This window comes from Maribellus mangrovi, from assembly GCF_037646455.1.
Taxonomy (GTDB): domain Bacteria; phylum Bacteroidota; class Bacteroidia; order Bacteroidales; family Prolixibacteraceae; genus Draconibacterium; species Draconibacterium mangrovi_A.
Map to the genome: position 1 here is coordinate 223,100 of NZ_JBBIXN010000003.1, position 22,512 is coordinate 245,611.

Genomic DNA, 22,512 nt, shown 5'->3' on the forward strand with positions numbered 1-22,512 from the left:
CAACAATTAACCGCTGTCAAAAATCAATCATTGCAAAAAATGTAAGTTAATGTTATAATTTACTTACGAAGTGAAATCAAAAATAAATAATGAAGTGAAAAATTACAATCAATTATTCACTTTTGCCTGTTAAATAACATACAATTAACTTTTCTATTCTTGAGAAAAGTCATTATTTAAAAGTCGTAAATTCACTAAAGCCTGTCATTCGTCACGTTTTCAATGACTTAATTTGTAGGTTTCAACAATTGTTGTTTGGCTTTTTCTAAAGATTTGAAATTGAAAGTTTTTAATGTTTCGTCCTTTTTGCTTTTGATTTTGTCAAGCGCAAGGTTTCCAATGCTGCCCTCATGCACATGATTTACAGTTTTTTCGGGCTTGAAATTTCCCTTTTCAATCTGTTCGCCAACAATTTTATAAGCTTCACGAAATGGAACACCCTGAAGTACCAGTTTGTTTACTTCTTCAACACTAAAAAGGTAGTCGTATTTCGGGTCATCAACAATGTTTTTGTTAACGCTCATATTTTTTAGTGCAAGTCCTGCAATTTTCAGGCAATCGTTCAACTCTCTGAAGGACGGCAGGAATACTTCCTTTACCATTTGCAGATCGCGGAAGTAGCCGCTTGGCAGGTTGTTTATGATCAGTCCGATCTGTGCAGGAACTCCCTGCAGTTTGTTGCAGCGGGCACGCGTGAGCTCAAATACATCGGGATTTTTTTTGTGAGGCATGATGCTCGACCCTGTTGTAAATTCAGCGGGAAGACTCACAAAATTGAAGTTTTGACTCATGAATAAACAAACATCGTAGGCCAGTTTCGAGATGGTGGCCGCAAGATTGGCAAGGGCAAAAGACACAATTTTTTCAACTTTTCCCCGACCCATTTGAGCATAAACCACATTGTAATTCATGTTTTCAAAACCCAGAAGATCGGTGGTCATTTGCCGGTTGAGGGGAAATGAAGACCCGTAACCTGCAGCTGATCCAAGCGGATTTTGGTTAGTGATCTTGTAGGTCGACCGGAGTAACTCCAGGTCGTCAGTAAGGCTTTCGGCATATGCACTGAACCAGAGTCCGAACGATGAAGGCATAGCCACCTGAAGGTGAGTATATCCAGGCATCAGAATGTCTTTAAGTTCGTCGGCGCGGTCAAGTAAAATATCGATCATTTCCGAAGTACTTTCTGTAATTTCTTTAATCGCATCGCGGGTGAACAGTTTAAGATCGAGCAAAACCTGGTCGTTACGCGAACGGCCGCTGTGAATTTTTTTACCTAAATCGCCAAGCGACTGAGTAAGCATAAATTCGACTTGCGAGTGCACGTCTTCAACACCGTCATCAATTTTGAAGCTACCTGATTCTGCTTCGTTATAAAGTTTTTGCAGAACAGCCAGTAAATCCGGTAGTTCATCTTTCCCAATCAATCCTACCGACTCAAGCATGGTCACATGTGCCATCGAACCCAGTATATCGTGTGTGGCCAGGTAAATGTCGAGTTCACGATCGCGGCCTACGGTAAATTCTTCAATGGCTTTGTTTACAGGTGTTCCTTTGTCCCAGAGTTTCATAATATTCGATTTAAGCGATGCCTGAAATTGCGTTTAATGCAATGCGAATTCAAGGCAACAAAGATAAAATAATCCTTTGCATTTATTGGATTGTGGTGCTATTCTCAGTTTATTTACTGCGATCTGTTTGTAATATTATTAAATTTGCACCTGCTTTTCGTAAAGGTGATTTCTTTTAAATGATTCTTAGCGAAAAGCACAACTTACAATATAGCATGGAAAAGATTATTAAAAGTATATTATATATTTTATTGGTGTCTGCAATTTTGGGCGCAACATCGTTTTATTACACTGATGCCTTTTACCACAGCCTTGTTGCAGAGGATGGGATCTTCGAAAATATTACGGCGTTGGTTTTGCTGTCGATATCGGTTCTTTTTTTGGTTCGGTTTATTAAGCAGCGTAAGACCCGAAGTCGTTGGTGGAAGATTTTAAACATCCTGATAATAGTTGGTGCATTTTTCGGATTTGGTGAGGAGATCTCGTGGGGACAGCGCATTTTTTCCATCCAGTCGGGGGAGTTTTTTACCGCCAATAATATTCAAAGTGAAACCAATTTGCACAACCTCGAGGTTGGAGGTGTAAACATCAACAAACTGATCTTCTCCCAGGGACTGGTAATAATATTTGGCTTTTACTTTCTGTTCGCTCAGGTGCTTTACCGGAAGTGGGGTAAATTCGCGACGCTGATTGACAATTTTGGACTACAGCTTCCAAAAATAAAGCATTCGGTTGTCATGTTCCTGGTTACGGGTTTGATCTTACTTATTCCCGATAAACGAATTTGGGAGCTTTGGGAGGCCATGTTTGTCATTATTCTTCTTTGGGTTTTTGTAGAACCGTGGAACTCCAAAGAAAAACTTCTTGCCGGATAGCGATCCGATTCAGAATATTGTTTTTAGGAAGTGTTAAAGCCAACTCAACGTTTTATTCCGTTTGTTTCATAAGCGAAACGTCCTTGATTTTTTTAGCCGGATTTAGAAAAATAAGAAATAAAATGCCTGTTAAGGCCAGTTCATGCAACTCGCTTTCTTTTTTCATACCTATTAATAGAGGTACTGAAATGTTGGTGATTAAAAGTACGATAATATGGTGCAGCCTTGGAATAGGAACACCAAAATCAATAACAAGTTTACGGAATGTTTTTGTTTTCCAAACCAGAACAGGAAGTATAACAAAATAAAAGGCGAGGGCAATAAACATCAGTTTCGAGAAAATGAGCATGTTTAAATCCACCCCACCAATTTCAAGGTTGTGCAGATTGGTCTCTCCCTGGTAATTGTTTTCCATAAAGTATTCGCCTGTCTCGATTCCAAAAATTCTTTGGCCCCACGAAATTTCTTCGCCAGCACCAAAAATAAATGCCAGCGTAGCCAGTACATAAAAAAGTATCTGTTTTTTATCGTTTTGCCGGATGGCTTTTATAGCGTTGATTCCGAGTATTACAGCTCCAAGAAAAAGAAAAAGTGTTGTAAGGTATTCCACCCAGCCATCTTCGCGCACAACAACCCGGAAAGCTTCGTAACTTTCTATGCTTTTTATTTTAGCGAAAGCAATGAACCAAATGATGATACCGTATACAATAATATCGGTAATTAAAATGCCTGATACTTTTCTTTTCATGTCAGTGTTTAATTGTAAATTGCGCCAAAATTAAGATTTTTATTGTTTGTTAGCTATTTGAACTCATCGATATGACAAAAGATCGTCTGTTTATTTTTGCTGTGATCGCCTCTGTTCTCGTTGTTATTGTTTCTTCGCTTCCTGTTCCGCTCCTGGTAAATGCGGCCAAGTATGCCCAGGTAGGACGCGAAATACTGGATAACGGAGACTGGATCAATCTTACCATTGGCAGCCAGCCTTACGATCAAAAACCACCGATGTTATTCTGGGTGGCAGCCTCAACCTTCAGCATTTTAGGATTGTCGGTTGCTGCATACAAAATTGCCGTTATTTTGGTTTCGTTGTTGGGGATTTACTCGACGTATCGCCTGGGGAAATTCTTTTACGGAAAAGAAACCGGTATTCTTGCCACTATTTTCTATGCAACATCGCTGAGTTATTTACACTTTCATAACGATATTCATACCGATACCATGCTGGTTTCGTTTGTGGTTTTCTCGGTATGGCAGTTTATGGCTTTTTTTCGCGAAAAGAAATGGCATCAATTTGTGTTGGGTTCGGTGGGTGTTGGCTTGTCGATGCTGACCAAGGGACCGGTTGGGGTGTTGATCCCTGCATTTGCCGTTGGTGCGAATTTGCTGGTGCATAAACAATGGCGCGAGATTTTTAATATCCGATGGATAGGAGCTGCAATTATTGTTGGGATTCTTATTATTCCGGCAATGCTGGGATTATTTCAGCAGTTTGGGCTCGAAGGGATCAAGTTCTATTTCTGGACCAATAATGTAGGACGCGTCACCGGATCCTACCAGGGAGGGAATACCGATTATGCTTTTTACCTGCACACCTCGCTGTACATGTTATTGCCGTGGTCGGTGTTTATGGTGGTGGCCATGTTTAACGAAGTGAAGAGTTTGATAAAACTGAAAAAGACCGAGATTGAAACGCGTGAGGTGGCCAATATTGCTGCAGTAGTGTTTTTCCTCGGTATTCTGAGCGTGGCTAAACAGAAGAATCCACATTACATGTTAAGTGCTGTTCCTTTCTTATATATAATAACCGCAAAATGGACCGTGCGTTATTTAAACACTGAGCAGTTTGCAAAACAGCTTAAAGCGCTGTCGGTGATCCACAAAGTAGTTGCCGTGATACTTTTGTCCATAATCCCGTTCATGGCCGGATTCTTTTTCCCGGAAACGAGAATTTTGTATTGGATTATTGTAGCAGTGATGGCCGGTTCGGCAATTTACCTGGTGTTTCGGAAATGTGACCTTAAAAAGCAGGTTTTGATGTTGTTGCTGGCATCGTCGGCGCTATTGTTTACCATTAATTACAATATGCTCCCCAATATGAGTAAGTATGAAACCTCAATTGAGGCCGCAAGTATTTTTAATGAAAAAGCCAAGCCCGGAGCTACATTAAATATATATGGCGAAAAAGCACGGTTGTGGGAATTGTTTCTGTATTCCGATGGATACGGGACCTATCTGCAAACCCGGCAGATGCTCGAAGATTTTCTTCCGCACCCCGGCGCCTGGATCTATACCAATGAACCTTGTTTCCACGAAATGCAGGAAATGGGGATTAATATGGAAGTAGTTCATGAATTCACCCAACATAAGAAAGTGACCAGTCAGTCGATCAATTTTCTTAATCCGAATAAACGAGCTTCCCGCTTTCAAAAAATGTATTTAGTGATCCTGAAGTAGTTTTTCGGTTTAGGATTCTGTTTTTTTAGGAATTAATCTTCTTCAGCAACTGCATTTTTTGCAGTTGTATATTCTTCTTTTTGTTTCACTAACAATAATTACTCCCCGTTTCTTCGCTTTATCTCTTTCTTAAACAGTCATTTCAGTTTAGTTTTTTCAGGAAAAGGCCTTTTCTGAATTAGATATATGGTGATAAATATTCCTAAAATCTGACAATAGGTTACAAAAAAGTCAACCTATGCACAATAAATCTGTCAAAATGTGAAAAAAAGTATTTAAATATTAATAATTTGTTAAGCGATGTGATTGGGGCGTCAAAAATCGGCCGCCGCTTCGGAAAAATGCATTGTTTTGAACCAAGAATAAAAAATAAAGGGGGTCTAAAAGAATAAAAACTAAAAAAACTGATAGACCATGTTTAATTAAGGGGTATATGCCTTAAAAACCATAAAAAGAAAAAGACAGTTTAACATTTAAAATTAACTATTATGAAAAAGACACTACTGATTGCTGCAAGCATGTTATTAATGGTAGCATTGTTCACCCCGAACGCTAAAGCACAGGAATGGGACACGGGTCTTGACATCTATTCAAGTTACATTTGGCGTGGTGCCAAATTTGGATCAGGGCCAGCCTTTCAACCTTACGTTGAATTTGGAGCCGGCGGTTTCGCTATTGGTGCATGGGGTTCTGTTAGCTCAGATTTTGATGAAGGTTTTGAAATGGATCTTTACGCAGGTTACGAATTTGCACTTAGCGAATCGTCTACCCTGGGAATCACCGTGACCGACTATTATTTCGGTGGCGACTGGTTGGATGGTGATTCACATTCTATTGAGCCAATGGTATCTCTTGGTTTAGGAGGTTTTTCGTTAACCGGTGCCTACATGTTTTTGCCCGATGGTTCTGAAGATGCCGAAGGGGAAGAAGATAGCGGCGATATGTACCTGGAAGCCAGCTACAGTTTCGAAAACTTTAGCATTGGATTGGGAGCAGGTGATGGTTTGTACACTTTGCATGAAGATGATGATGGTATGATGGTAGATGATTTTGGGATTTGTAACATCAATATTGGAACTTCAAAGGATATTGCAGTTACTGAGACATTTACTCTTCCGGTTTCCGGTTCTGTAATACTTAATCCAGCAACCGGCGGATTCTTCATTACAGTTGGAATTTCACTTTAATAAAACAAATAGCTGGTAAGGTGTAGCTTGTATACACCTTACTTTTTTAACAAAAAATATAGACAATGAAAAAAGTTGAAGCAATCATACGCAAAACCAAATTCGATGAGGTTACTGAAGCTCTTCACGAAGCTGGTATTGAATTCTTCTCTTACTGGGATGTAAGAGGTGTTGGTCAGGCACGAGAAGGTCGTGTTTACCGTGGTGTGGTTTACGACACCAGTTCTATCGAACGTACCAAACTCGAGATTATCGTTCGCGATAAAAACGTGGAAAAAACAGTTTCTGCAATTCTTAGTTCAGCAAGAACCGGAGAAATCGGCGACGGAAAAATCTTTGTTCTGCCTATCGAAGAGTCATACAGAATCAGGACCGGAGAGGTAGGCGATGAATCGCTTTACATTAAAGGAAAAGAAGAATAATTAATAACTGCAAAAAAATTAGAATATCATGGAAGAAACTTTACAAGGCCTACAAATAGGTATCGACAATATGTGGTTGTTAGTTGCTGCGTTTCTGGTAATGTTTATGCAACCCGGTTTTGCAATGGTGGAAGCAGGTTTTACCCGTGGAAAAAACACCGCAAACATTTTGATGAAAAACTTGATGGACTTCTCAATCGGTTCATTATTATACTGGGCTATCGGCTTCACCATTATGTATGGTGACTCAATTGGCGGATTTATTGGAATGCCCGACCTGTTCTTTATGAGCGATGGTTTTGGCGACAATTATTCTGATTACGCCGACCTGTTCTTCCAAACTGTATTTGCTGCTACTGCTGCAACTATTGTTTCGGGAGCCATGGCTGAAAGAACAGAATTCAAATCTTATTTAATTTTCAGTATTGTTATTACGGTATTGATTTACCCGATCTCAGGACACTGGACATGGGGCGGCGGTTGGTTAAGCCAGCTTGGTTTCCACGATTTCGCCGGTTCTTCTATCGTTCACTCGGTAGGTGCCTGGGTAGGATTAGCCGGTGCTGCACTTATTGGCCCACGTATTGGTAAATACGGTAAAGACGGAAAAGCGAAAGCGATTCCGGGACACAACCTGGCATTGGGTGCCCTTGGTGTATTTATCCTGTGGTTTGGATGGTTCGGATTTAACCCCGGATCTCAATTAGCTGCTGCCGGAACTGATAACGCTGTTGCTATTGGTCACATTGCAGTTACTACAAACCTGGCTGCCGCAGCCGGTGCTGTTACTGCCATGTTGGTATCGTGGGCACGTTACAAACGTCCAGCGCTGTCGATTTCGTTGAACGGTGCGCTTGCCGGTTTGGTAGCTATTACTGCAGGTTGCGACGCTGTAAATCCAATGGGTGCTCTGTTTATCGGTATTATGGCCGGATTTGTACTGCCATTTGCTGTTGAGTTCATCGATAAAGTATTAAAAGTTGACGACCCTGTAGGTGCTATTTCAGTTCATGGTGTGAGCGGAGCACTGGGTACTTTGGCAGTAGGTTTATTCTCTACCTCTGAAGGTCTGTTCTACGGTGCTGGTGCAAAATTACTGGGTATCCAGGCAATCGGCGTTCTTGCCTTCTTTGTTTGGGCATTCGGTCTTGGTTTGATCTTGTTCTTCATCTTGAAGAAACTAAATATCTTGCGCGTTTCTAAGCGCATTGAAGAAGAAGGCCTCGATGTTTACGAACATGGAGAAAGTGCCTACAATTAATCTTCTTCAGCTTTTAAGTCTGTAGCTGTCTGTTTTATGGCCCCGCCAGAGGGTGGGGCCTTTCTTCAGACACTGCAGAAGCAAAGCGAAACTAATTAACTTGTAATAATAGATTTAACTTCAATTAAGGTCAAGGGTAGTTTAAGTTAGTTTAGTTAGATTAGAAAAGCATGAACCGGTAGTCAGAAATGGCACCGGTTTTTTTGTTGATAAATTATAGCGGTATTTGGCTTCATTCATCCGGCGATCATTATTTTTGTTGGCTCTAAAATCTGAAGATCATGATGCAGACCTGGTTCGAAAGCAAAGTTAAATATTCAAAGGTTTCTCAAACCGGCAAGGAACAAATGGTTACCGAGAGTTTCCTGCTCGATGCGGTGTCGTATACCGATGCTGAAACACGTATTATCCGCAAAATGCAGGAAATGGTAAAAGGCGGCGAATTCCAAATTGTCGATATTAAGAAGTCGAAAATAGCCGAAGTGTTTCCTTTTGAGAATGGCGAGTGGTGGTTTAAAGCCACTGTAAACCTGGTTACAGTTGATGAAGACGCCGGTAAAGAAAAGAAAATGCGGACCTATTACCTCCTTATGGCCGATGATATTAAGGAAGCGCTTCAACGCCTGGAAGAAAGCCTCGAATTTTTGGTTATTCCATACGTGGTTTCAGCCATGGCAGTAAGTACCATTGTTGATGTGTTCCCATATGAGGCTTCGGAATCGCAAATTCCATCAGGTTATGTTCCACTCGATGAGGAAAGCCGCAAAGACAATCCTATTTTTACCGACGGTAAAAATCCATTTGATGAGGAAGCGGAGGAAACGTCGCCGGAAGAAAATCAGATCGAAGAAAACAGCGACGACCCGCAGGAACCCGAATCTTCAGTAGAATAAGTTTGTTGCTAATCTTTTAACAACCCCGGTTCAGTTTATTTCTTTATATCGATCAGGTAAATATGAAGCGATTTATATTTTTTTATAATTAGTATATTCAGAAGTAAATTTTACGGGCACTGTTTGTCCAAACATTTTTGCATTCATTTTAATTTCTTCTTTTTCCACCAGGTATATTTTTTCATTATCGTTAAAAACATAGTCTACAACCAAGGAATACTGATCAACTTTGAAAGGTTTGATCTTTGTTGGTTTGACATTTACATATTTAACTTTTTCAAGCTGTTTTGTAGTTTTGTTTAAGAAGGCTTTGCCTTTTATATCTGCCAGATACTTATATCGCCATTTTAAGGTAGAACTATCGTATCTAAAATTAACCACCAGGTAATCGTTATTGTCGGATTCTATATCCCAGGAAGAATCGTCGATTTTCGCTTTAATCTCCTCTTCTTTCATATTGTGATCCTTTTTGAACTGTTTAAGCTCCTTTTTTGAAGGATCTTTTCCGTTATAAGACAGCAGAATCCACTGTTCCCCCTTTTTTTGCGTTGGATCGTACTTAGCTTCCTCAATAATAATTTCCGCATCTACATCAGCAGTCGTTGTAAAGTTAAAGGAGTGATCTCCATCGGTATCTGCACCTCCGATACTTTTAGCAAGTAACTCGGCTGGGATATTATACACCTTAAATTTATCAAGTACAGCATTGTCCTGAGCAGTAGCCGTAACGGACAAGAACAGTGTAATGCAATAAAATAATTTTTTCATTTTTTAATCAATTATAATTTTTCAACGTGATTACTTTAAATCGTTCTTATTTTTTCAATACTTCTACCAGTGGGTGGCCGGATGCGGCCGACGGTATTTTTATTTTCAGGTAATTCGATAAAGTCAATGCAATATCAACGGTTTCCACATTCCGAAAAACATCCTGATGCGTCAAACCATTTCCTGCAAAAATTACAGGAACATACGTGTCATATTTCCAGGGTGAGCCATGTGTGCTTGCCACTTCTAAACCATCAAAATCATTAATGAACCAGTACGGCTCTGTAACGATAAATATTTCGCCCGATCTTTTAGGATTATAGTTCCGTAATACCGACCTGTTTAGTTCAGTGTCTGCAAGTCGGCCTTCCAGTAAATCGATGGATGGGATGGCAAAAGCAATGCCTTCCTGGTTTTGTAATTCACGCGCCAAAGTCCGGGAAACTTCATCGATATCCAATTTATTCTTTTCAATGACATCCCGGTTCAAATACACGTAAGGTTGGAAATATCCGGAAACAATTTTCTCGCTGAGATTGAACTTCTTTTTAAATACCTGGCTTATCGCCGATGTATCAACCGTATTTATATCAAAATAACCGGCATCGATGCCAAACTTCTGCAGTCGGCCGGGAGCATCGGGCGCACCATGATCGGCTGATAAAACAATAAGAACATTGTCCAGTCCAACTTTTTCATCCACAAAACTGATTAAGTCAGCCAGCGTTCTGTCCAGTTTTATCAGGTTATCCTCACTTTCCAAACTTCCGGGTCCAAAAGCATGTCCGATATAATCGGTTGACGAAAAACTCACCGAGAGATAATCGGTAATATTATCTGTACCCAACTGCTCGGCTACAATTAACTCTTTTGTAAAATCCAGTGTCAGTTCATCTCCTGCCGGACTAAGCGTTAGGAATGTTGTAAAATAGCCATTGTCTTTATCTCCAAAAGGATGCGGGAATACCACGCCATAGCCGGGGAGATTTGTTTCGTAAGGCATATCGTCTTCTTCGCCAAATATATAGGTAGAAATGTCATAGGTCAACTCCCAGTTTGTGTTGGCATAAGCTTTATACTTTTCTTTACCGTTCCATTTGGTTACCCAATCGGGATACTTATCGTAATAGTAAGTACTGCTTATAAAACCGCCGGTGGCTTTGCTAAACCAGAATGCTTTTCCGTCGTGCCCCGCCAAGGGAATTGCACCACGATCTTTTACTGAAACTCCAAATATTTTTGATTTCCCATTGGTGAACAAGGACAATTCGTCAGAAAATGTCGTGGAAATTATAGTTGAAGGAGATCTTCCATTTGTTAAAGCAGCAGCTTGAGTAGGATCAATCTCTGTGTCGTTTTCAACACCTGCACCTAGCAAAGGATAACGGGAATCTTCGACGTTATAAACAGTATGCTTTAATTCTTTATCGTACCATAAATTACTGATCATTCCATGTTCTGAAGGATCGGCACCGGTAGCCAAAGTAGTATGCCCAACAACCGTTTCGGTATTGGCATGCCGATGGTGGGCATTTTCGTAAACAACTCCCTGCTTGTAGAAATATTTAAATCCACCTTCCGGTAAGCGGTCATAAACAGTTCTTGGCATATTGCCCCTTAGTTGATCCACAGTTATTTGCAAGATCAATTTGGGATTTGAATTGTTTTGCGAAAAAGTGTACGGTACGCCAACAAAAAATAAGATGATTAGGAGCAGGATTGATTTTTTCATCCGTCTGTTTTTTTAGTTACTTCTTACCATTTGCGGTCTTACCCAATCGCCTGATAAGGTCTCAGGTTTGGGCAAATACAATCGCATTACAACTGAAAATGGTCCTTTGGGTGCAGGTAACCAATTGGATTCTTTTTCTTTGCCCGGAGATTCATTTTGAAAATAAAGGGTAAGTCCTCCGTCTTCGTCAAAAACGAAATCGTCCATCATGGGTGAATTGAGCAGATAACGGTTAAGCGGGTTCTCCACGAGAAGGCTCGCCGGAAGCTCATACATGGTTAAAGACCAAAAGGCATTTACAGGAGGTAACTGTCCCGGCTCAAAACGAAGGGTGTAGTTATTGGCACCGTTGAGTGGTTTATTTTCCGAATCGACATAATAGCTGGGGTAGATAGCCTCTTCGGCACTCACGCCCCAAATGCCCAATACGGCTCCTGCCATCCTGTAGCTGTAGTTATTGTTAAGGTGTTCCCGGTTACCAAATACTTCTGCAGAGCCTATTTCACCGGCTTCTGCTTTAGACTTGATCGTGGCAAAATCTTCCCAGGAATCTGCAATCCCTTGTTTTATTGCATTTTGAATTTCTGGAGAAAAAGAGTCCCATTTGAATTCTTTTCCAGCTCCAATTCCTAGTTTAGCAAAGCGTTTCATTAATTCTTTTTCTGAAGGATTGGTAGGACAGAATTGCAGGAGATAGTTCAACTGCTCAAATACCTTTGGAGACGCTTTGATTTCATCCTGTGTTAAAGGTTCAATGAATTGAATATCCGGAGCTGCCTCTGGGGCGGGTAAATCAAGAAAAGAAGATAGCGGTTGAAGCTTATACTCCGACTGAATTTGCTTCACATTGTCGAGATCCTCAGGATTGAAAAGTTGTGTTCTGTACACTGCCAACACCCATTCGGTTTCGGATTGAATCAACTTTTCGATGCCTTTTGGTATTTCACCTTCCCATCCGGGGCCGGCAATAAGAAAATGACCGCCATTATTGCCCACGGTTCGGGTGCCGATAAATGCAAAATTATGGGTGTACATATCAATAAGCTGCACACTAAAATAACGTCCTTCTTCAATTTCTGGAATTGTAAGAACTATGGGTTCTGAACGCAGATCCAAGGCGACAAAGCTATACGGTGTATCGGAATTTGCAGTCTGTATTGTACGGTCTTCATGGGTATATACCCTTGCCATATTGATGACTTTATTCCAGGGACCTTTGTAGTCAGAACTGTTTGTGTCGATGAAGTAATTGTAAAGCCCGCGATAGTGGTCTACCATTGGATTGGCATAAGTATAAGCCTCCTTGGCAATTTGTCGGGCTTCGTCGGGTGTTAACTTTGTTTGTTGAGAACATCCCAGAAATAATATTCCGATGAATGTTGAAAGGATAAATTTTGTTTTCATTTTTATATTTTGTTGTTTAAAGTATTTGGACTTTTTTGAGTTATATATGACGTTGTTATCACGATAAGTTACAATAATTATTCAACTCTATCTTTTTCCTCCAATAAAAAATTCTTATGTTATGTATTGTTTAAATAGAGTATACTTATTGTTCTGAATTTCGCCGGAATAAGTATCGTGTTATAAAGATTCCCTGTCGTTTTGTTTCGGTATTTAAGGCTGTTGATGTAATGGAAAAAAGCTCCCATCCCTTGGTTTGCATATCGGAAATCATTTTTACAATCGTTTGTTCGTTCGTTTGAACGTTTCCCATATTTATTCCTGCCGCACCAAAAAAGTTCTTTAGTTCATATTGGCTTAAAACTACTGTTCCGGTATCAGTTGTTGCCATTACCGAAGATCTCCCTAATCCGGCTCCAACTACCGATTCAAGGGTTGTTACTTGCTTATAATTGTACTTGACAGTTGCCTGCTCGGGGGTATTAAATGCTACCAGTGAAATGAGAATTATAACACCAAGTCCAAGTGAAATTGAATTCAGTTTTTTCATTTTTCTTTTTAGCTTAAATGTAAGCAAGAATGATGGCTTATGTTAGACAGGCCTGTACAAAGAATGAGCCGATAATGTGCAGATTATGCAATCCTGTTTAACGAGAGGTATAATTTGGAGTTTTTTAAACGGGTGATAGTTTGCAGAATTTCTGAGGCGTGTTGCTGCATGGTTGATGCCGATAAATCATTTGGATCAAGTCGTGAGTACCAGGCTTCGCCAACAGTTACCCATAAATCATATACCCCGGGATACGATGGATTCAGCTCTAATGCATTGGCAATGGCTGTGTACGATTTTATAAACAGAAGATTAAAGTTTGGCACATTTCGGTTTTGAAAAAGTTGCAAATTGAATTGCAGTGGTATGGAATATTCTGCAAGTAAATTATAAAGATCGGGCAAAAGATTTTTACAGTGTTCTACGCCGGCCGTAATAAATGATTCAGACATGTTCCAATGCATCGCCAGCAATTCGTCGATAAAAATATCAGTCTCTCCAAAATGATGATAGAAAGAAGCTCTGGACGAGCCGATTTCGATGCTTATCTTGTTTATGCTAAGATCTTTGGGGCCATGAAGCGCAAAGTGCCTGTAACCTGCTGCGAGCCATTTCTCTTTTCCCATATTGTGTTTTATCGGTGAACAGGGCAGTAAAAAACTACCTCTCCTAAAATACAAAAATCTGTGGTTTTGAAACTGATAATAGCTATTAGCGGCTCCTGTTTACGCCTCATTTTAAACTAAGTTTACATAGCATGAAATATGTTTAGATTACTGACGGGTTTCCTTCTCCAGTAATTCAAGAATACGATTTATATCGTCCATTAGCGGTTGGTAGTGCGAAATTTCGGTGGCCCGGCAGCTGATCACAAAATGCAGTACGTTATTTTCGAAAGTTGTCGATTTCAACAGTTTCAGGTTGCTCTTGTGTTGCGATGCAGGTTTTAGTCCGATCTCGTGTTCTGAAACACCGGCAAGATCCATCACGGTTCTCAAACTGCTTTCATCCGAGCGAAATATGTCGATCACCTTTTCGCGCTGCAGACCCAGGTCGTTTTCCTGTTTGGCAATGTCTTCCAGTGTCGAGATCCAGTTGGTGAGTTGAATACGCAGTTCAGCATTTCTGATATCTTTTACACTTCCCGAGTTGATCATTTCATTCAGCAGCGAATTGTTCGGATTAAAGGCGATGTCGAAAGCAAAAGTATTGAACAACAATTCAGAGAATAATTTCTCGTCGGGCAGATCGCTTTCTCCCGAAATGTATTGCAAAATCTGTTTGGCTCCCTCGTAATTCCGGTGGTTCACAGCGATCAATTCCGCCAGTTTTCGTCGGCTGGTTTTAAATTCCTGATGAAGACCCACGAGGTACTTTTGTCCTTTTTCGCGGATGATGCGTTTCTCGTTGCTGTTGTTAATTCCCAGTGCGATTAAAATCCCGATCACCACCAGAATGATTTCACCGGCTGCATAGGCCAGGTATTTTCTGATTTTATTTTCTTCGAGCAGTTTTACCCGTAATCTTCTAAAGACTTTCATTTATAGTACTATTTGAGGTACTGAAGATAGCAAGATTCGCGCAAGCTTCCTTATTTTTTCATCGCTTCCACTTTCAGGTCTGCCGGCATTTTTTCAATGGCATATCGAAGTGCAGTCCGAGGCATGATTCTTTTGTGTTTTATTACATATTCGAATACTTCCTGTTGATGTTTGTTGGCAGCTACCTTTAGCATCCAGCCATAACCTTTTTGTACGAGGTCGTCGGTATCGGTGAGCAGAAGATCGGCAATTTCGAAAATGTCGGTCAGGAATTTTCCTTTCCGGGCCGGAACGATCAGGCTAACTGCAGCTGCCCGCCGCATCCAGCGGTTCTCCGACCGGGTAAAATCCTTTAACCGTTGAATGAATTCAGGATACATTTCTATAAAAGTACCCACAGTATGATTGCAAAGCGCGTCGCAGGTGGCCCAGTTATTTGCGTAGTTCAAAATCCAGCGTTCAAAAGTTTCAAAGTCGGAAGGCTCGTATTGTTTCCTGATATAGTACGACCAGTTGCAGGCCACCGCAGCTTCTTCAATATACCCCGACTGCCAGAGTAATTCGCAGACTTCAAAAAGTTCCTGTTTACCTTTAAAATCGAAATCGTTATACAGCGCTTTGCTGAGATTGTGCAATACCGCCGCTTTTACACCAAAAGTTTTTATTTCTTCCTTAAAAAAGCGCTGACTGCTGATGCGTACTTTTTCTTCCGCATTCTTTTGCAGTTCATTTCTTACACGATCTGTGATAGAACTCATCAACTATCTTTTTTAGCTAAAAATTATCCTTATAAATACTGCGTTGCAACAATAATTAAAACAACAGCAATGATCAGCACATATGACCACGGGCTTGCAAAATTAAAAGTCCAGCCGGTCATGGTAATCTTCGAAACTACCAGGCGTGGGTCTTGCCGGTTGAAATAAAATACTCCTTTCCAGTTCGACGGATCTTTGTGCATATTGTCCAAAATATCCTTTTTGATTTTCGATTTCATGTGTGTATCTAATTATTATCTCTACACTTATAGAATGGATTGATATATGCTCTGCCGTTCATCACGCTTATTGCATTTATTATCGAAACCAAACCACCGGCAAGTAATCCTCCAATTAGCGGAGTTAACACGTTTACTTTCTGATAAATCCAAAGACTTACCAGGCTGATGGCCAAAATGCACAATTGAAAACTAAGGGCTGCCATAAAATGATTGGACATTTCAAGAGTCTTTTCCTTTTTCCGATACCAGATGAATAAAGTAGGAGCGATCAGCGGTAACAAACCGCTTAAATGTAAAAGGCCGCACCAGGTGTTGTTTTTAATTTTTAAATCTTCCTGACTGTCGAACGATTCAGACTCTACCAGAACACTATAATCAACATCCAGTGCTTTTGCAATCATTTGAAGTGTATAAGCCCGCGGATCAACTTCTCCGTTTTCGATCCGTTGAATTGTTCGGGCACTCACCTCGGTTTTAAAGGCCAGCTCTTCCTGGGTCATGCCTTTTTTAAGTCTGAGTTCCTTTATTCGTTTTCCGGTGTTCATTTCTTTTTTTGCATTCAAATGTCAGCTTGATTCAGTTATTTTCCAACTACAAAAACACGACATTTACACGACATTTCTGAACGCAGGGCATATAATATTTGCAAGAACCAGCTTCAATGTATTCGTGCTTTTTAGTTCTGGTTTTGAAAACCACAGGAATAAAAATAGTCATAATTTCTGTAAATGGGATTTGGACGAATCTCCAAAGCCTGACCAGGGTTTCGGTGGGGGTATGGACTTTTGCCCAAATGCTCTCCAACGAATAGGTGAAGCTTTAGAGCTATGTTTAAAGCTTCACCAAATGGAAAAGGAAGCAATGTATATTTGTTTAATGCAGGACAAATCAAAACTGAAGGCATGGAGGTTTGTTTAAACCTTCCCCAACGGAGATTTGAAATGTTGGAGCTTTGGTTACAGCCCGTAACAAACCAGCTCTTCGCGGTTATTGCCCACCAGCACACAAAACAAGCCGGGTTTTAGTTCGCCAATGCTAAACGCGCTGCTTCCGCGCAGGGGAAAACCATTGACTTGCTTGCCATCGGGCTTAAAAAGGTAAATGTGATTGTCTTCGGCATCGCTAATTCCCACCATTTTTTCGCGTGGCGAGAAAGTATAGATGTACGGCTGTCCGCTTACCGGATTATCCAGTTTTTCGCTGTAAATAGTCAGCCCGTTCTCGTCGGCCACTTCCAGCTGGTTCCCGTCGGCAAACACAAAATCGGGAATGTTATTGCCATCCAGGTCTTCTACAGTAAAATAATGAGAGGCACTAAAACCACCACCGGGTTTCTCTTCCACTTTGCCGTCGAAATACAGGTAATAAACTTTTCCTGCAAGATCGCTGGCTACAATTTTTGGTGTTCCATTCATGTTCAGTACCAACGGGCTCCGAGAGTTTTGAAATTCTGTTGTAACGGGTACCCGGGTTGCACCCCGACGGTTTTGAATGAATATCTTCGATTCGTCTTTTAAAACAATGTAGTCGCGGTTGTTTACCCTGAAATGCTGAACAGGTGTGGTTACTTTGCTTTTGGTTTTTTCAAACAGCCAGCCGTTTATAATTTTACCCTCCTGGTCGAAGGCGTAAACCTTCCGGTTTTCGCAAGCTACAAAGTAGCGGTAGGTGTGGTTATTGTCGTAATCGAAAACACTCACTCCGTTTGTGGCCGCCGATTCAAAAGTAACCGGGAAGTTGCCCACGTTATTACCGTTACGGTCGATCAGGTACAATTTCTCGCTGGTGTTGAACAGGTATTGCAGCTTACCGTTTCGGAACATGTCCATCTGGTGGATCTCGCTCAGTATTTTCCCGCTTATCGGGATGGACCAAATGATGTTTCCATCGGCCGAAACAAGATGCAGCCTGTTTTCTTCGTCCTGAACGATCACTTCTTTCTCATTTTCGTTGGTATGGTTGATCACTATCTGTGGTTTGGAACTAACATCGGCTCCCAAATCGCAGCTCCACAATTCATCGCCGTCGTTGCTTTCAATATCGGGCAAAGCCAGGTTGATTGAATTAAAATAAACGCCGTTTTCGGAAAGCAGCTGCCAGTTAATGGCTTCAAACTGGTTCAGTACTTCGCTGTTAGTTTCAATGGCTTTATTAAAATCGGTGTTGAACAGTTTTTTGCTCAGTGGCAACATCCGGCTCACATTGGCATAAACATTTAAATTCGATTTGCTTTCGGTGTTGCGTTTAAAACGGTCATAGGCGCGGTCTTCGCTGAGGGTGTAGTTCAGTTCCATGTCTGAAAGGTAGTCTTTCATGGATTTTTCAGAACTGGCAAAAACGAGGTAGTCGTCGTAAAATGCAGCATACTTGGCTTTCACAAAACGAAATGACTCGCCCAGCCAAACTCCGGGCAGCGAAGGGTAAGGGAATTGGTACACCCGATAGGTTTTGTCATTTTCCACCTTAACAGAATTGTACAGTGAACTTACTTTAACTTTTTTGCGCGATGCGTAGCGCGTCATCATTTCCTCGAAGGCTTTCTGCCCGTCTTTTCGCGAGTTGATGTTCATCACAAATAAAGTGCTCAACTCGTTCTCGGGTGAAATATCAGTAATGGCGGCTACTGCTTGATTTTTTACCATGTTGCGGAAAGTGGTGCGGCTCTCGTCACCTAGGTTCTTTTCAATTTTTTTGAGAAGCTCTTCGCGTTCGTAGTAAGTGTTAGCATGCTTGAAATGATCGATCAGGTTTTGGAAGAACAGATCACGATCGGAAAAGCTGAACCCAAAATAGAACGAGGTATTTCGCGGCAGCGCTTTATCGGCCTGGAAATTCTCGGCTTGCTGGTCTTTAAAAATGGTAACAAAATGATTAAGTGAATCATCGGCGGCTGTTATTCCGTTCAGCGAAATGTGATTGTCGTGGAAAGTCATATCCAGTTCGCTCCAGCCGGCATAATCTTTTAATTCGGCTGCTTTTCGCCTGAGATTGTGCCGTTCAGTTACGCCAAATTCGTTCACCTCGGTTTGTGTCGTTCCGTTAATCACCTGGTTCCACAGCTCGGGCAGACGCTGATGGTTAATAAACCAGGCCATATCCGACTGCGAACTTACCGATTTGTTCACTCGCATAAAATTCCGGATATCGGTGAGGTTTTCGGAATTTAACTGGCGGATGCTTTTATCAAGTAAAATCGATTCGGGACTGATGATGATCAAACCACCCGCCGCGCAAAAATGCACCTTTTCACCATCGGCAAGGTCGTAGCTAAAAACTTTGTGTCCGCTGTATTTGCGTTCCTGCGGTGTAACTCCCGATGTATTGGTGAGTTGCATCAACAGGTTTTGTATGCCGTTTAGCTCCTCGGCACTTTTAATTTTACTAATGAATACCGGGCGTAATTTATCCTCACCTACCAGGTCGAAAGCCAGAATTACAGGGCGTTTTAGCCACTGTTTCTGAATTTCTTTATTGGAGCTGATGTCGTTTGTAATCTGTTCGAGCTTTTTCAGTGCCCGGTTCAGTCCGCCGATTCCGGAGAGTTGTTCCAGTACCGGATTATCGGCAGGAACTGCTTTTAACGAACTGAATTCCACAAAAACCGGAGCGGTTACAGGAATGGCTTTGTAAAGCGATGTTTCGCGCGAGTAAGCAATTTTATCCCTGGTGAAATAGATAGTCACTGCAATTACGGCGATTACCGCCGTAGCAAGTATGATGATGAGGCTCCGTTTCATAGTATAAACTATTTGGTTTCAAAAGTACTAATAAGCAAACGTGCAACGGAAAGATTTTCGTTTATAGTATGAAAAAAAGGTTGTTAATAAACTTGATTCTCGATTCCGGTTGCTTGATACTTGTAACTTGCGGCTTGTAGTTAGTAAAACAAAAAAGGCCGGCTATTGCCGACCTTTCTTTATAGTGTTAACTTGTTTTTACAATGATTTTGCCACTTCAACTTCGTGGTACGATTCAATCTGGTCGCCCACTTTTATATCGTTAAAGTTCTCGATGTTCAATCCGCATTCGTAACCATTTTTCACTTCTTTAACGTCGTCTTTAAAACGTTTCAGCGACCCAAGGTTACCGGTATAAATTACAATTCCATCGCGGATAACCCGCACTTTCGAGTTGCGGTTGATTTTGCCGTCGCGAACGATACATCCTGCAACTGTTCCCACTTTTGTGATTTTAAACGTTTCCAGAACTTCCGTGGTACCAAGTATTTCTTCCTTGATATCGGGCGAAAGCATACCTTCCATCGCCGCTTTGATTTCGTTAATGGCGTCGTAAATGATCGAGTACAAACGAATATCGATTTGTTCTTTCTCAGCCAGTTTTCGTGCATTTAACGAAGGGCGAACCTGGAATCCGATTACGATAGCTTCGGATGCCGCTGCCAGCAGAATATCTGATTCCGAGATCTGACCAACAGCTTTGTGCTTCACGTTCACCTGAATTTCCTCGGTCGACAGTTTGATCAGCGAATCAGAAAGTGCTTCGATCGATCCGTCCACGTCACCTTTAATAATCAGGTTCAGCTCCTGGAAATTACCGATGGCAATCCGTCGGCCAATTTCATCAAGTGTAATATGTTTTTGTGTACGCAGTCCTTGCTCGCGTGCCAGTTGCTCTCGTTTGTTGGTAATGTTACGGGCTTCGCGTTCGTTGTCCATTACATTGAATTTATCGCCGGCCTGCGGTGCTCCGTTCAATCCAAGAATGATGGCCGGTTGCGCCGGTCCAACTTCTTCAACTCTTTGGTTACGTTCGTTGAACATGGCTTTAACGTGGCCGTAATACTGACCTGCAATAATAACATCTCCAACTGTTAAGGTACCGCTTTCGATCAATACGGTGGAAACAAATCCACGTCCGCGGTCGAGCTCCGATTCAATAACGGTTCCCTGCGCGTTTTTATTCGGATTTGATTTTAGCTCGAGCAATTCAGCTTCAAGCAGCACTTTTTCCATGAGTTCTTCAATACCCACACCGTTTTTGGCCGATATATCCTGCGACTGGTATTTTCCACCCCATTCTTCAACGAGGTAATTCATATTGGCCAGTTCTTCTTTTATCTTTTCAGGATTAGCTCCCGGTTTGTCGATTTTGTTGATCGCAAATACAATTGGCACTCCAGCAGCAGCTGCGTGGTTAATGGCCTCAACAGTTTGGGGCATCACGTTGTCGTCGGCAGCTACAATAATAATGGCAATGTCGGTTACCTGGGCACCACGGGCACGCATGGCGGTAAACGCTTCGTGACCCGGAGTATCGAGGAATGTAATGTCTTTCCCGTTTTTCAGATCGACATGGTAGGCACCAATGTGCTGTGTAATACCTCCGGCCTCACCGGCAATTACGTTGGTGTTTCTAATGTAGTCGAGCAACGACGTTTTACCGTGGTCGACGTGTCCCATTACCGTAACAATTGGTGATCGTGGAAGCAAATCTTCCTCTTTGTCTTCCTCCTCTTCAATGGCCTCGGCAATATCAACACTTACAAACTCAACTTTGAAGCCAAATTCCTCGGCTACTACCGAAAGTGTTTCGGCGTCGAGTCGCTGGTTGATCGATACAAACAGGCCAAGCGACATACAGGATGCAATAATTTCATTCACGCCAACATCCATCATGGTTGCCAGTTCTGCTACGGTAACAAACTCGGTAACTTTCAGAATTTTCTGTTCGCGCATTTGCTGTTCCATATCAGCCTGCATTTTTTCGCTGGCTGCAGCTCTTTTTTCGCGACGGTGTTTCGAACCTTTCGATTTTCCCTTGCTGGTTAAGCGCGCAAGAGTATCTTTAATTTGCTTTTGTACGTCTTCCTCGTTAACCTCTTTTTTAAGCGGTCGTTTCTTTTTACTGCCTTGTTTGTTAACCTGGAATTTACCTTTTTGTCTTTCGCCTTGAGGCTTATCCACATTAACCCGGCCGGTATCTTTTTGAATTCGTTTGCGACGTTTTTTCCGTCCTTTATCCGAATCGCTTTCTTTTTTCTTCTCCGGAAGATCGATTTTCCCAAGAACGGTAGGGCCGTTCAGTTTCTCCGATTTAGCACGGATAACATCGTCTTTTTCACCTTTTCTTGAAGCTTGTTTTTTGGCTTCTTTTTGCTTTTGACGCTCTTTGCGCTCTTTATCTTTTTCTTCCTTCGATTTTTTATCGGGACGGGTTTTCTGATTGATGTTTTTAAGGTCGATTTTTCCAACTACCTTAACCTCGTCTACCTTTGGAACATCGGTTTCTGTAACTTTTTCTTCTTTGTTCTCTTGCTCTTTATCTTTTGCAACCGGTTCTTCCTTAGGAGTTTCGGCTTTTTCTTCCTTCCCTTTTTCGGCAGCTGTTTCCTGAGGTTTTTCTTCCTTCTTAACAGGTTCTTCTTTGGGCTCTTCCTTTTTGGCTTCAGGTTCCTGCTCTTTTTCCTTTGGTTTTTTACCAACGCTGTCGAGGTCGATCTTACCTAATACCTTAGGTTTTTCAGCAGCAGGTTTCTTCTCTTCTGCTTCAGGCTCTTTTTTAGCTTCCGGCTCAGCTTTTTCTTCCTTCTTCTCTTCTTCTGCGGCCGGTTCTTCATCGCCATCCATGGTAATCACCTCTTTTTTCGGACGTTGACTTTTCAGGCTGATTTTTTCAGACTCTTTCTTGAGCGAGATATCAATTTTATATTCTTGCTCAAGCAGTTGAACGGCTTCGGGTGATACTTTTGTGTTAGGATTTGAGTCGATCTCAAAACCTTTCTTATGCAGGAACTCAACGATGGTGTGAATCCCTACATTAAATTCTCTTGCAAGTTTACTAAGCCTTATTGTTTGACCTGCCATAAATTATTCTATTACTATTCTTTTTTCTAA

19 protein-coding genes are annotated in these 22,512 nt (G+C 41.4%); 6 read left to right on the forward strand and 13 right to left on the reverse strand.

Annotated features, from left to right (window positions below; all coding sequences use genetic code 11):
* Positions 1-227: 227 nt before the first annotated feature.
* Positions 228-1,568, reverse strand: a complete 1,341-nt coding sequence (gene argH / locus WFY05_RS13860; RefSeq protein WP_340113488.1) for an argininosuccinate lyase — start codon at positions 1,566-1,568, stop codon at positions 228-230.
* A gap of 215 nt (positions 1,569-1,783) precedes the next feature.
* Here argH and WFY05_RS13865 point away from each other — a divergent pair, with 215 nt between their 5' ends.
* A complete protein-coding gene (locus tag WFY05_RS13865) occupies positions 1,784-2,443 on the forward strand; it encodes a hypothetical protein (protein WP_340113489.1) in 660 nt (219 codons plus the stop codon).
* Positions 2,444-2,495: 52 nt separating this feature from the next.
* Here WFY05_RS13865 and WFY05_RS13870 read toward each other — a convergent pair whose 3' ends face one another.
* Positions 2,496-3,191, reverse strand: coding sequence for a hypothetical protein (locus tag WFY05_RS13870; protein ID WP_340113490.1), 696 nt, complete (start codon positions 3,189-3,191; stop codon positions 2,496-2,498).
* A 71-nt stretch (positions 3,192-3,262) separates the two neighbouring features.
* Here WFY05_RS13870 and WFY05_RS13875 point away from each other — a divergent pair, with 71 nt between their 5' ends.
* The 5 genes from WFY05_RS13875 (at position 3,263) to WFY05_RS13895 (ending at position 8,663) form a co-directional block, all read left to right on the forward strand.
* Complete coding sequence (locus WFY05_RS13875) at positions 3,263-4,900, forward strand: ArnT family glycosyltransferase (RefSeq protein WP_340113491.1); 1,638 nt, start codon at positions 3,263-3,265, stop codon at positions 4,898-4,900.
* A gap of 488 nt (positions 4,901-5,388) precedes the next feature.
* Positions 5,389-6,087, forward strand: coding sequence for a TorF family putative porin (locus WFY05_RS13880; RefSeq protein ID WP_340113492.1), 699 nt, complete (start codon positions 5,389-5,391; stop codon positions 6,085-6,087).
* A 65-nt stretch (positions 6,088-6,152) separates the two neighbouring features.
* The gene (locus WFY05_RS13885) at positions 6,153-6,509 is read left to right on the forward strand and encodes a P-II family nitrogen regulator (RefSeq protein ID WP_340113493.1); all 357 of its coding nucleotides are present in this window, start codon (positions 6,153-6,155) and stop codon (positions 6,507-6,509) included.
* Positions 6,510-6,537: 28 nt separating this feature from the next.
* On the forward strand, positions 6,538-7,770 hold the full coding sequence (locus tag WFY05_RS13890; protein WP_340113494.1) for an ammonium transporter: 1,233 nt from the start codon (positions 6,538-6,540) through the stop codon (positions 7,768-7,770).
* A gap of 281 nt (positions 7,771-8,051) precedes the next feature.
* A complete protein-coding gene (locus WFY05_RS13895) occupies positions 8,052-8,663 on the forward strand; it encodes a DUF4494 domain-containing protein (RefSeq protein ID WP_340113495.1) in 612 nt (203 codons plus the stop codon).
* 72 nt (positions 8,664-8,735) lie between these two features.
* Here WFY05_RS13895 and WFY05_RS13900 read toward each other — a convergent pair whose 3' ends face one another.
* The 11 genes from WFY05_RS13900 to infB form a co-directional block, all read right to left on the reverse strand.
* A complete protein-coding gene (locus tag WFY05_RS13900; RefSeq protein WP_340113496.1) occupies positions 8,736-9,431 on the reverse strand; it encodes a hypothetical protein in 696 nt (231 codons plus the stop codon).
* A gap of 46 nt (positions 9,432-9,477) precedes the next feature.
* Positions 9,478-11,163 (reverse strand): alkaline phosphatase family protein, encoded by a 1,686-nt coding sequence (locus tag WFY05_RS13905; RefSeq protein WP_340113497.1) that lies wholly within the window; start codon positions 11,161-11,163, stop codon positions 9,478-9,480.
* 12 nt (positions 11,164-11,175) lie between these two features.
* A complete protein-coding gene (locus WFY05_RS13910) occupies positions 11,176-12,567 on the reverse strand; it encodes a DUF1254 domain-containing protein (protein WP_340113498.1) in 1,392 nt (463 codons plus the stop codon).
* A 145-nt stretch (positions 12,568-12,712) separates the two neighbouring features.
* A complete protein-coding gene (locus tag WFY05_RS13915; protein ID WP_340113499.1) occupies positions 12,713-13,117 on the reverse strand; it encodes a hypothetical protein in 405 nt (134 codons plus the stop codon).
* An 83-nt stretch (positions 13,118-13,200) separates the two neighbouring features.
* A complete protein-coding gene (locus tag WFY05_RS13920; RefSeq protein WP_340113500.1) occupies positions 13,201-13,743 on the reverse strand; it encodes a TetR/AcrR family transcriptional regulator in 543 nt (180 codons plus the stop codon).
* 147 nt (positions 13,744-13,890) lie between these two features.
* Entirely contained in the window at positions 13,891-14,658 is a 768-nt protein-coding gene (locus WFY05_RS13925) for a DUF6090 family protein (RefSeq protein ID WP_340113501.1), read from the reverse strand.
* Positions 14,659-14,708: 50 nt separating this feature from the next.
* On the reverse strand, positions 14,709-15,416 hold the full coding sequence (locus tag WFY05_RS13930) for a DNA alkylation repair protein (protein WP_340113502.1): 708 nt from the start codon (positions 15,414-15,416) through the stop codon (positions 14,709-14,711).
* A 29-nt stretch (positions 15,417-15,445) separates the two neighbouring features.
* On the reverse strand, positions 15,446-15,655 hold the full coding sequence (locus WFY05_RS13935; RefSeq protein ID WP_340113503.1) for a DUF5808 domain-containing protein: 210 nt from the start codon (positions 15,653-15,655) through the stop codon (positions 15,446-15,448).
* Positions 15,656-15,663: 8 nt separating this feature from the next.
* Entirely contained in the window at positions 15,664-16,203 is a 540-nt protein-coding gene (locus tag WFY05_RS13940) for a helix-turn-helix domain-containing protein (RefSeq protein WP_340113504.1), read from the reverse strand.
* Between the two features lie 411 nt (positions 16,204-16,614).
* On the reverse strand, positions 16,615-19,395 hold the full coding sequence (locus WFY05_RS13945; RefSeq protein WP_340113505.1) for an outer membrane protein assembly factor BamB family protein: 2,781 nt from the start codon (positions 19,393-19,395) through the stop codon (positions 16,615-16,617).
* A 198-nt stretch (positions 19,396-19,593) separates the two neighbouring features.
* Positions 19,594-22,482 carry a translation initiation factor IF-2 gene (infB, locus tag WFY05_RS13950; RefSeq protein ID WP_340113506.1) on the reverse strand — a complete coding sequence of 963 codons (2,889 nt, stop codon included), beginning with the start codon at positions 22,480-22,482 and terminating at the stop codon, positions 19,594-19,596.
* Positions 22,483-22,512 lie beyond the last annotated feature (30 nt).

Bases quoted from the DNA above. Each gene is read 5' to 3' on its own strand.
- infB (WP_340113506.1), bottom strand. From the start codon at position 22,482: ATGGCAGGTCAAACAATAAGGCTTAGTAAACTTGCAAGAGAATTTAAT.
- WFY05_RS13900 (WP_340113496.1), bottom strand. From the start codon at position 9,431: ATGAAAAAATTATTTTATTGCATTACACTGTTCTTGTCCGTTACGGCT.
- WFY05_RS13945 (WP_340113505.1), bottom strand. From the start codon at position 19,395: ATGAAACGGAGCCTCATCATCATACTTGCTACGGCGGTAATCGCCGTA.
- WFY05_RS13895 (WP_340113495.1), top strand. From the start codon at position 8,052: ATGATGCAGACCTGGTTCGAAAGCAAAGTTAAATATTCAAAGGTTTCT.
- WFY05_RS13875 (WP_340113491.1), top strand. From the start codon at position 3,263: ATGACAAAAGATCGTCTGTTTATTTTTGCTGTGATCGCCTCTGTTCTC.
- WFY05_RS13870 (WP_340113490.1), bottom strand. From the start codon at position 3,191: ATGAAAAGAAAAGTATCAGGCATTTTAATTACCGATATTATTGTATAC.
- WFY05_RS13880 (WP_340113492.1), top strand. From the start codon at position 5,389: ATGAAAAAGACACTACTGATTGCTGCAAGCATGTTATTAATGGTAGCA.
- WFY05_RS13925 (WP_340113501.1), bottom strand. From the start codon at position 14,658: ATGAAAGTCTTTAGAAGATTACGGGTAAAACTGCTCGAAGAAAATAAA.
- WFY05_RS13910 (WP_340113498.1), bottom strand. From the start codon at position 12,567: ATGAAAACAAAATTTATCCTTTCAACATTCATCGGAATATTATTTCTG.
- WFY05_RS13890 (WP_340113494.1), top strand. From the start codon at position 6,538: ATGGAAGAAACTTTACAAGGCCTACAAATAGGTATCGACAATATGTGG.
- WFY05_RS13885 (WP_340113493.1), top strand. From the start codon at position 6,153: ATGAAAAAAGTTGAAGCAATCATACGCAAAACCAAATTCGATGAGGTT.
- argH (WP_340113488.1), bottom strand. From the start codon at position 1,568: ATGAAACTCTGGGACAAAGGAACACCTGTAAACAAAGCCATTGAAGAA.
- WFY05_RS13930 (WP_340113502.1), bottom strand. From the start codon at position 15,416: ATGAGTTCTATCACAGATCGTGTAAGAAATGAACTGCAAAAGAATGCG.
- WFY05_RS13920 (WP_340113500.1), bottom strand. From the start codon at position 13,743: ATGGGAAAAGAGAAATGGCTCGCAGCAGGTTACAGGCACTTTGCGCTT.
- WFY05_RS13865 (WP_340113489.1), top strand. From the start codon at position 1,784: ATGGAAAAGATTATTAAAAGTATATTATATATTTTATTGGTGTCTGCA.
- WFY05_RS13940 (WP_340113504.1), bottom strand. From the start codon at position 16,203: ATGAACACCGGAAAACGAATAAAGGAACTCAGACTTAAAAAAGGCATG.
- WFY05_RS13935 (WP_340113503.1), bottom strand. From the start codon at position 15,655: ATGAAATCGAAAATCAAAAAGGATATTTTGGACAATATGCACAAAGAT.
- WFY05_RS13905 (WP_340113497.1), bottom strand. From the start codon at position 11,163: ATGAAAAAATCAATCCTGCTCCTAATCATCTTATTTTTTGTTGGCGTA.
- WFY05_RS13915 (WP_340113499.1), bottom strand. From the start codon at position 13,117: ATGAAAAAACTGAATTCAATTTCACTTGGACTTGGTGTTATAATTCTC.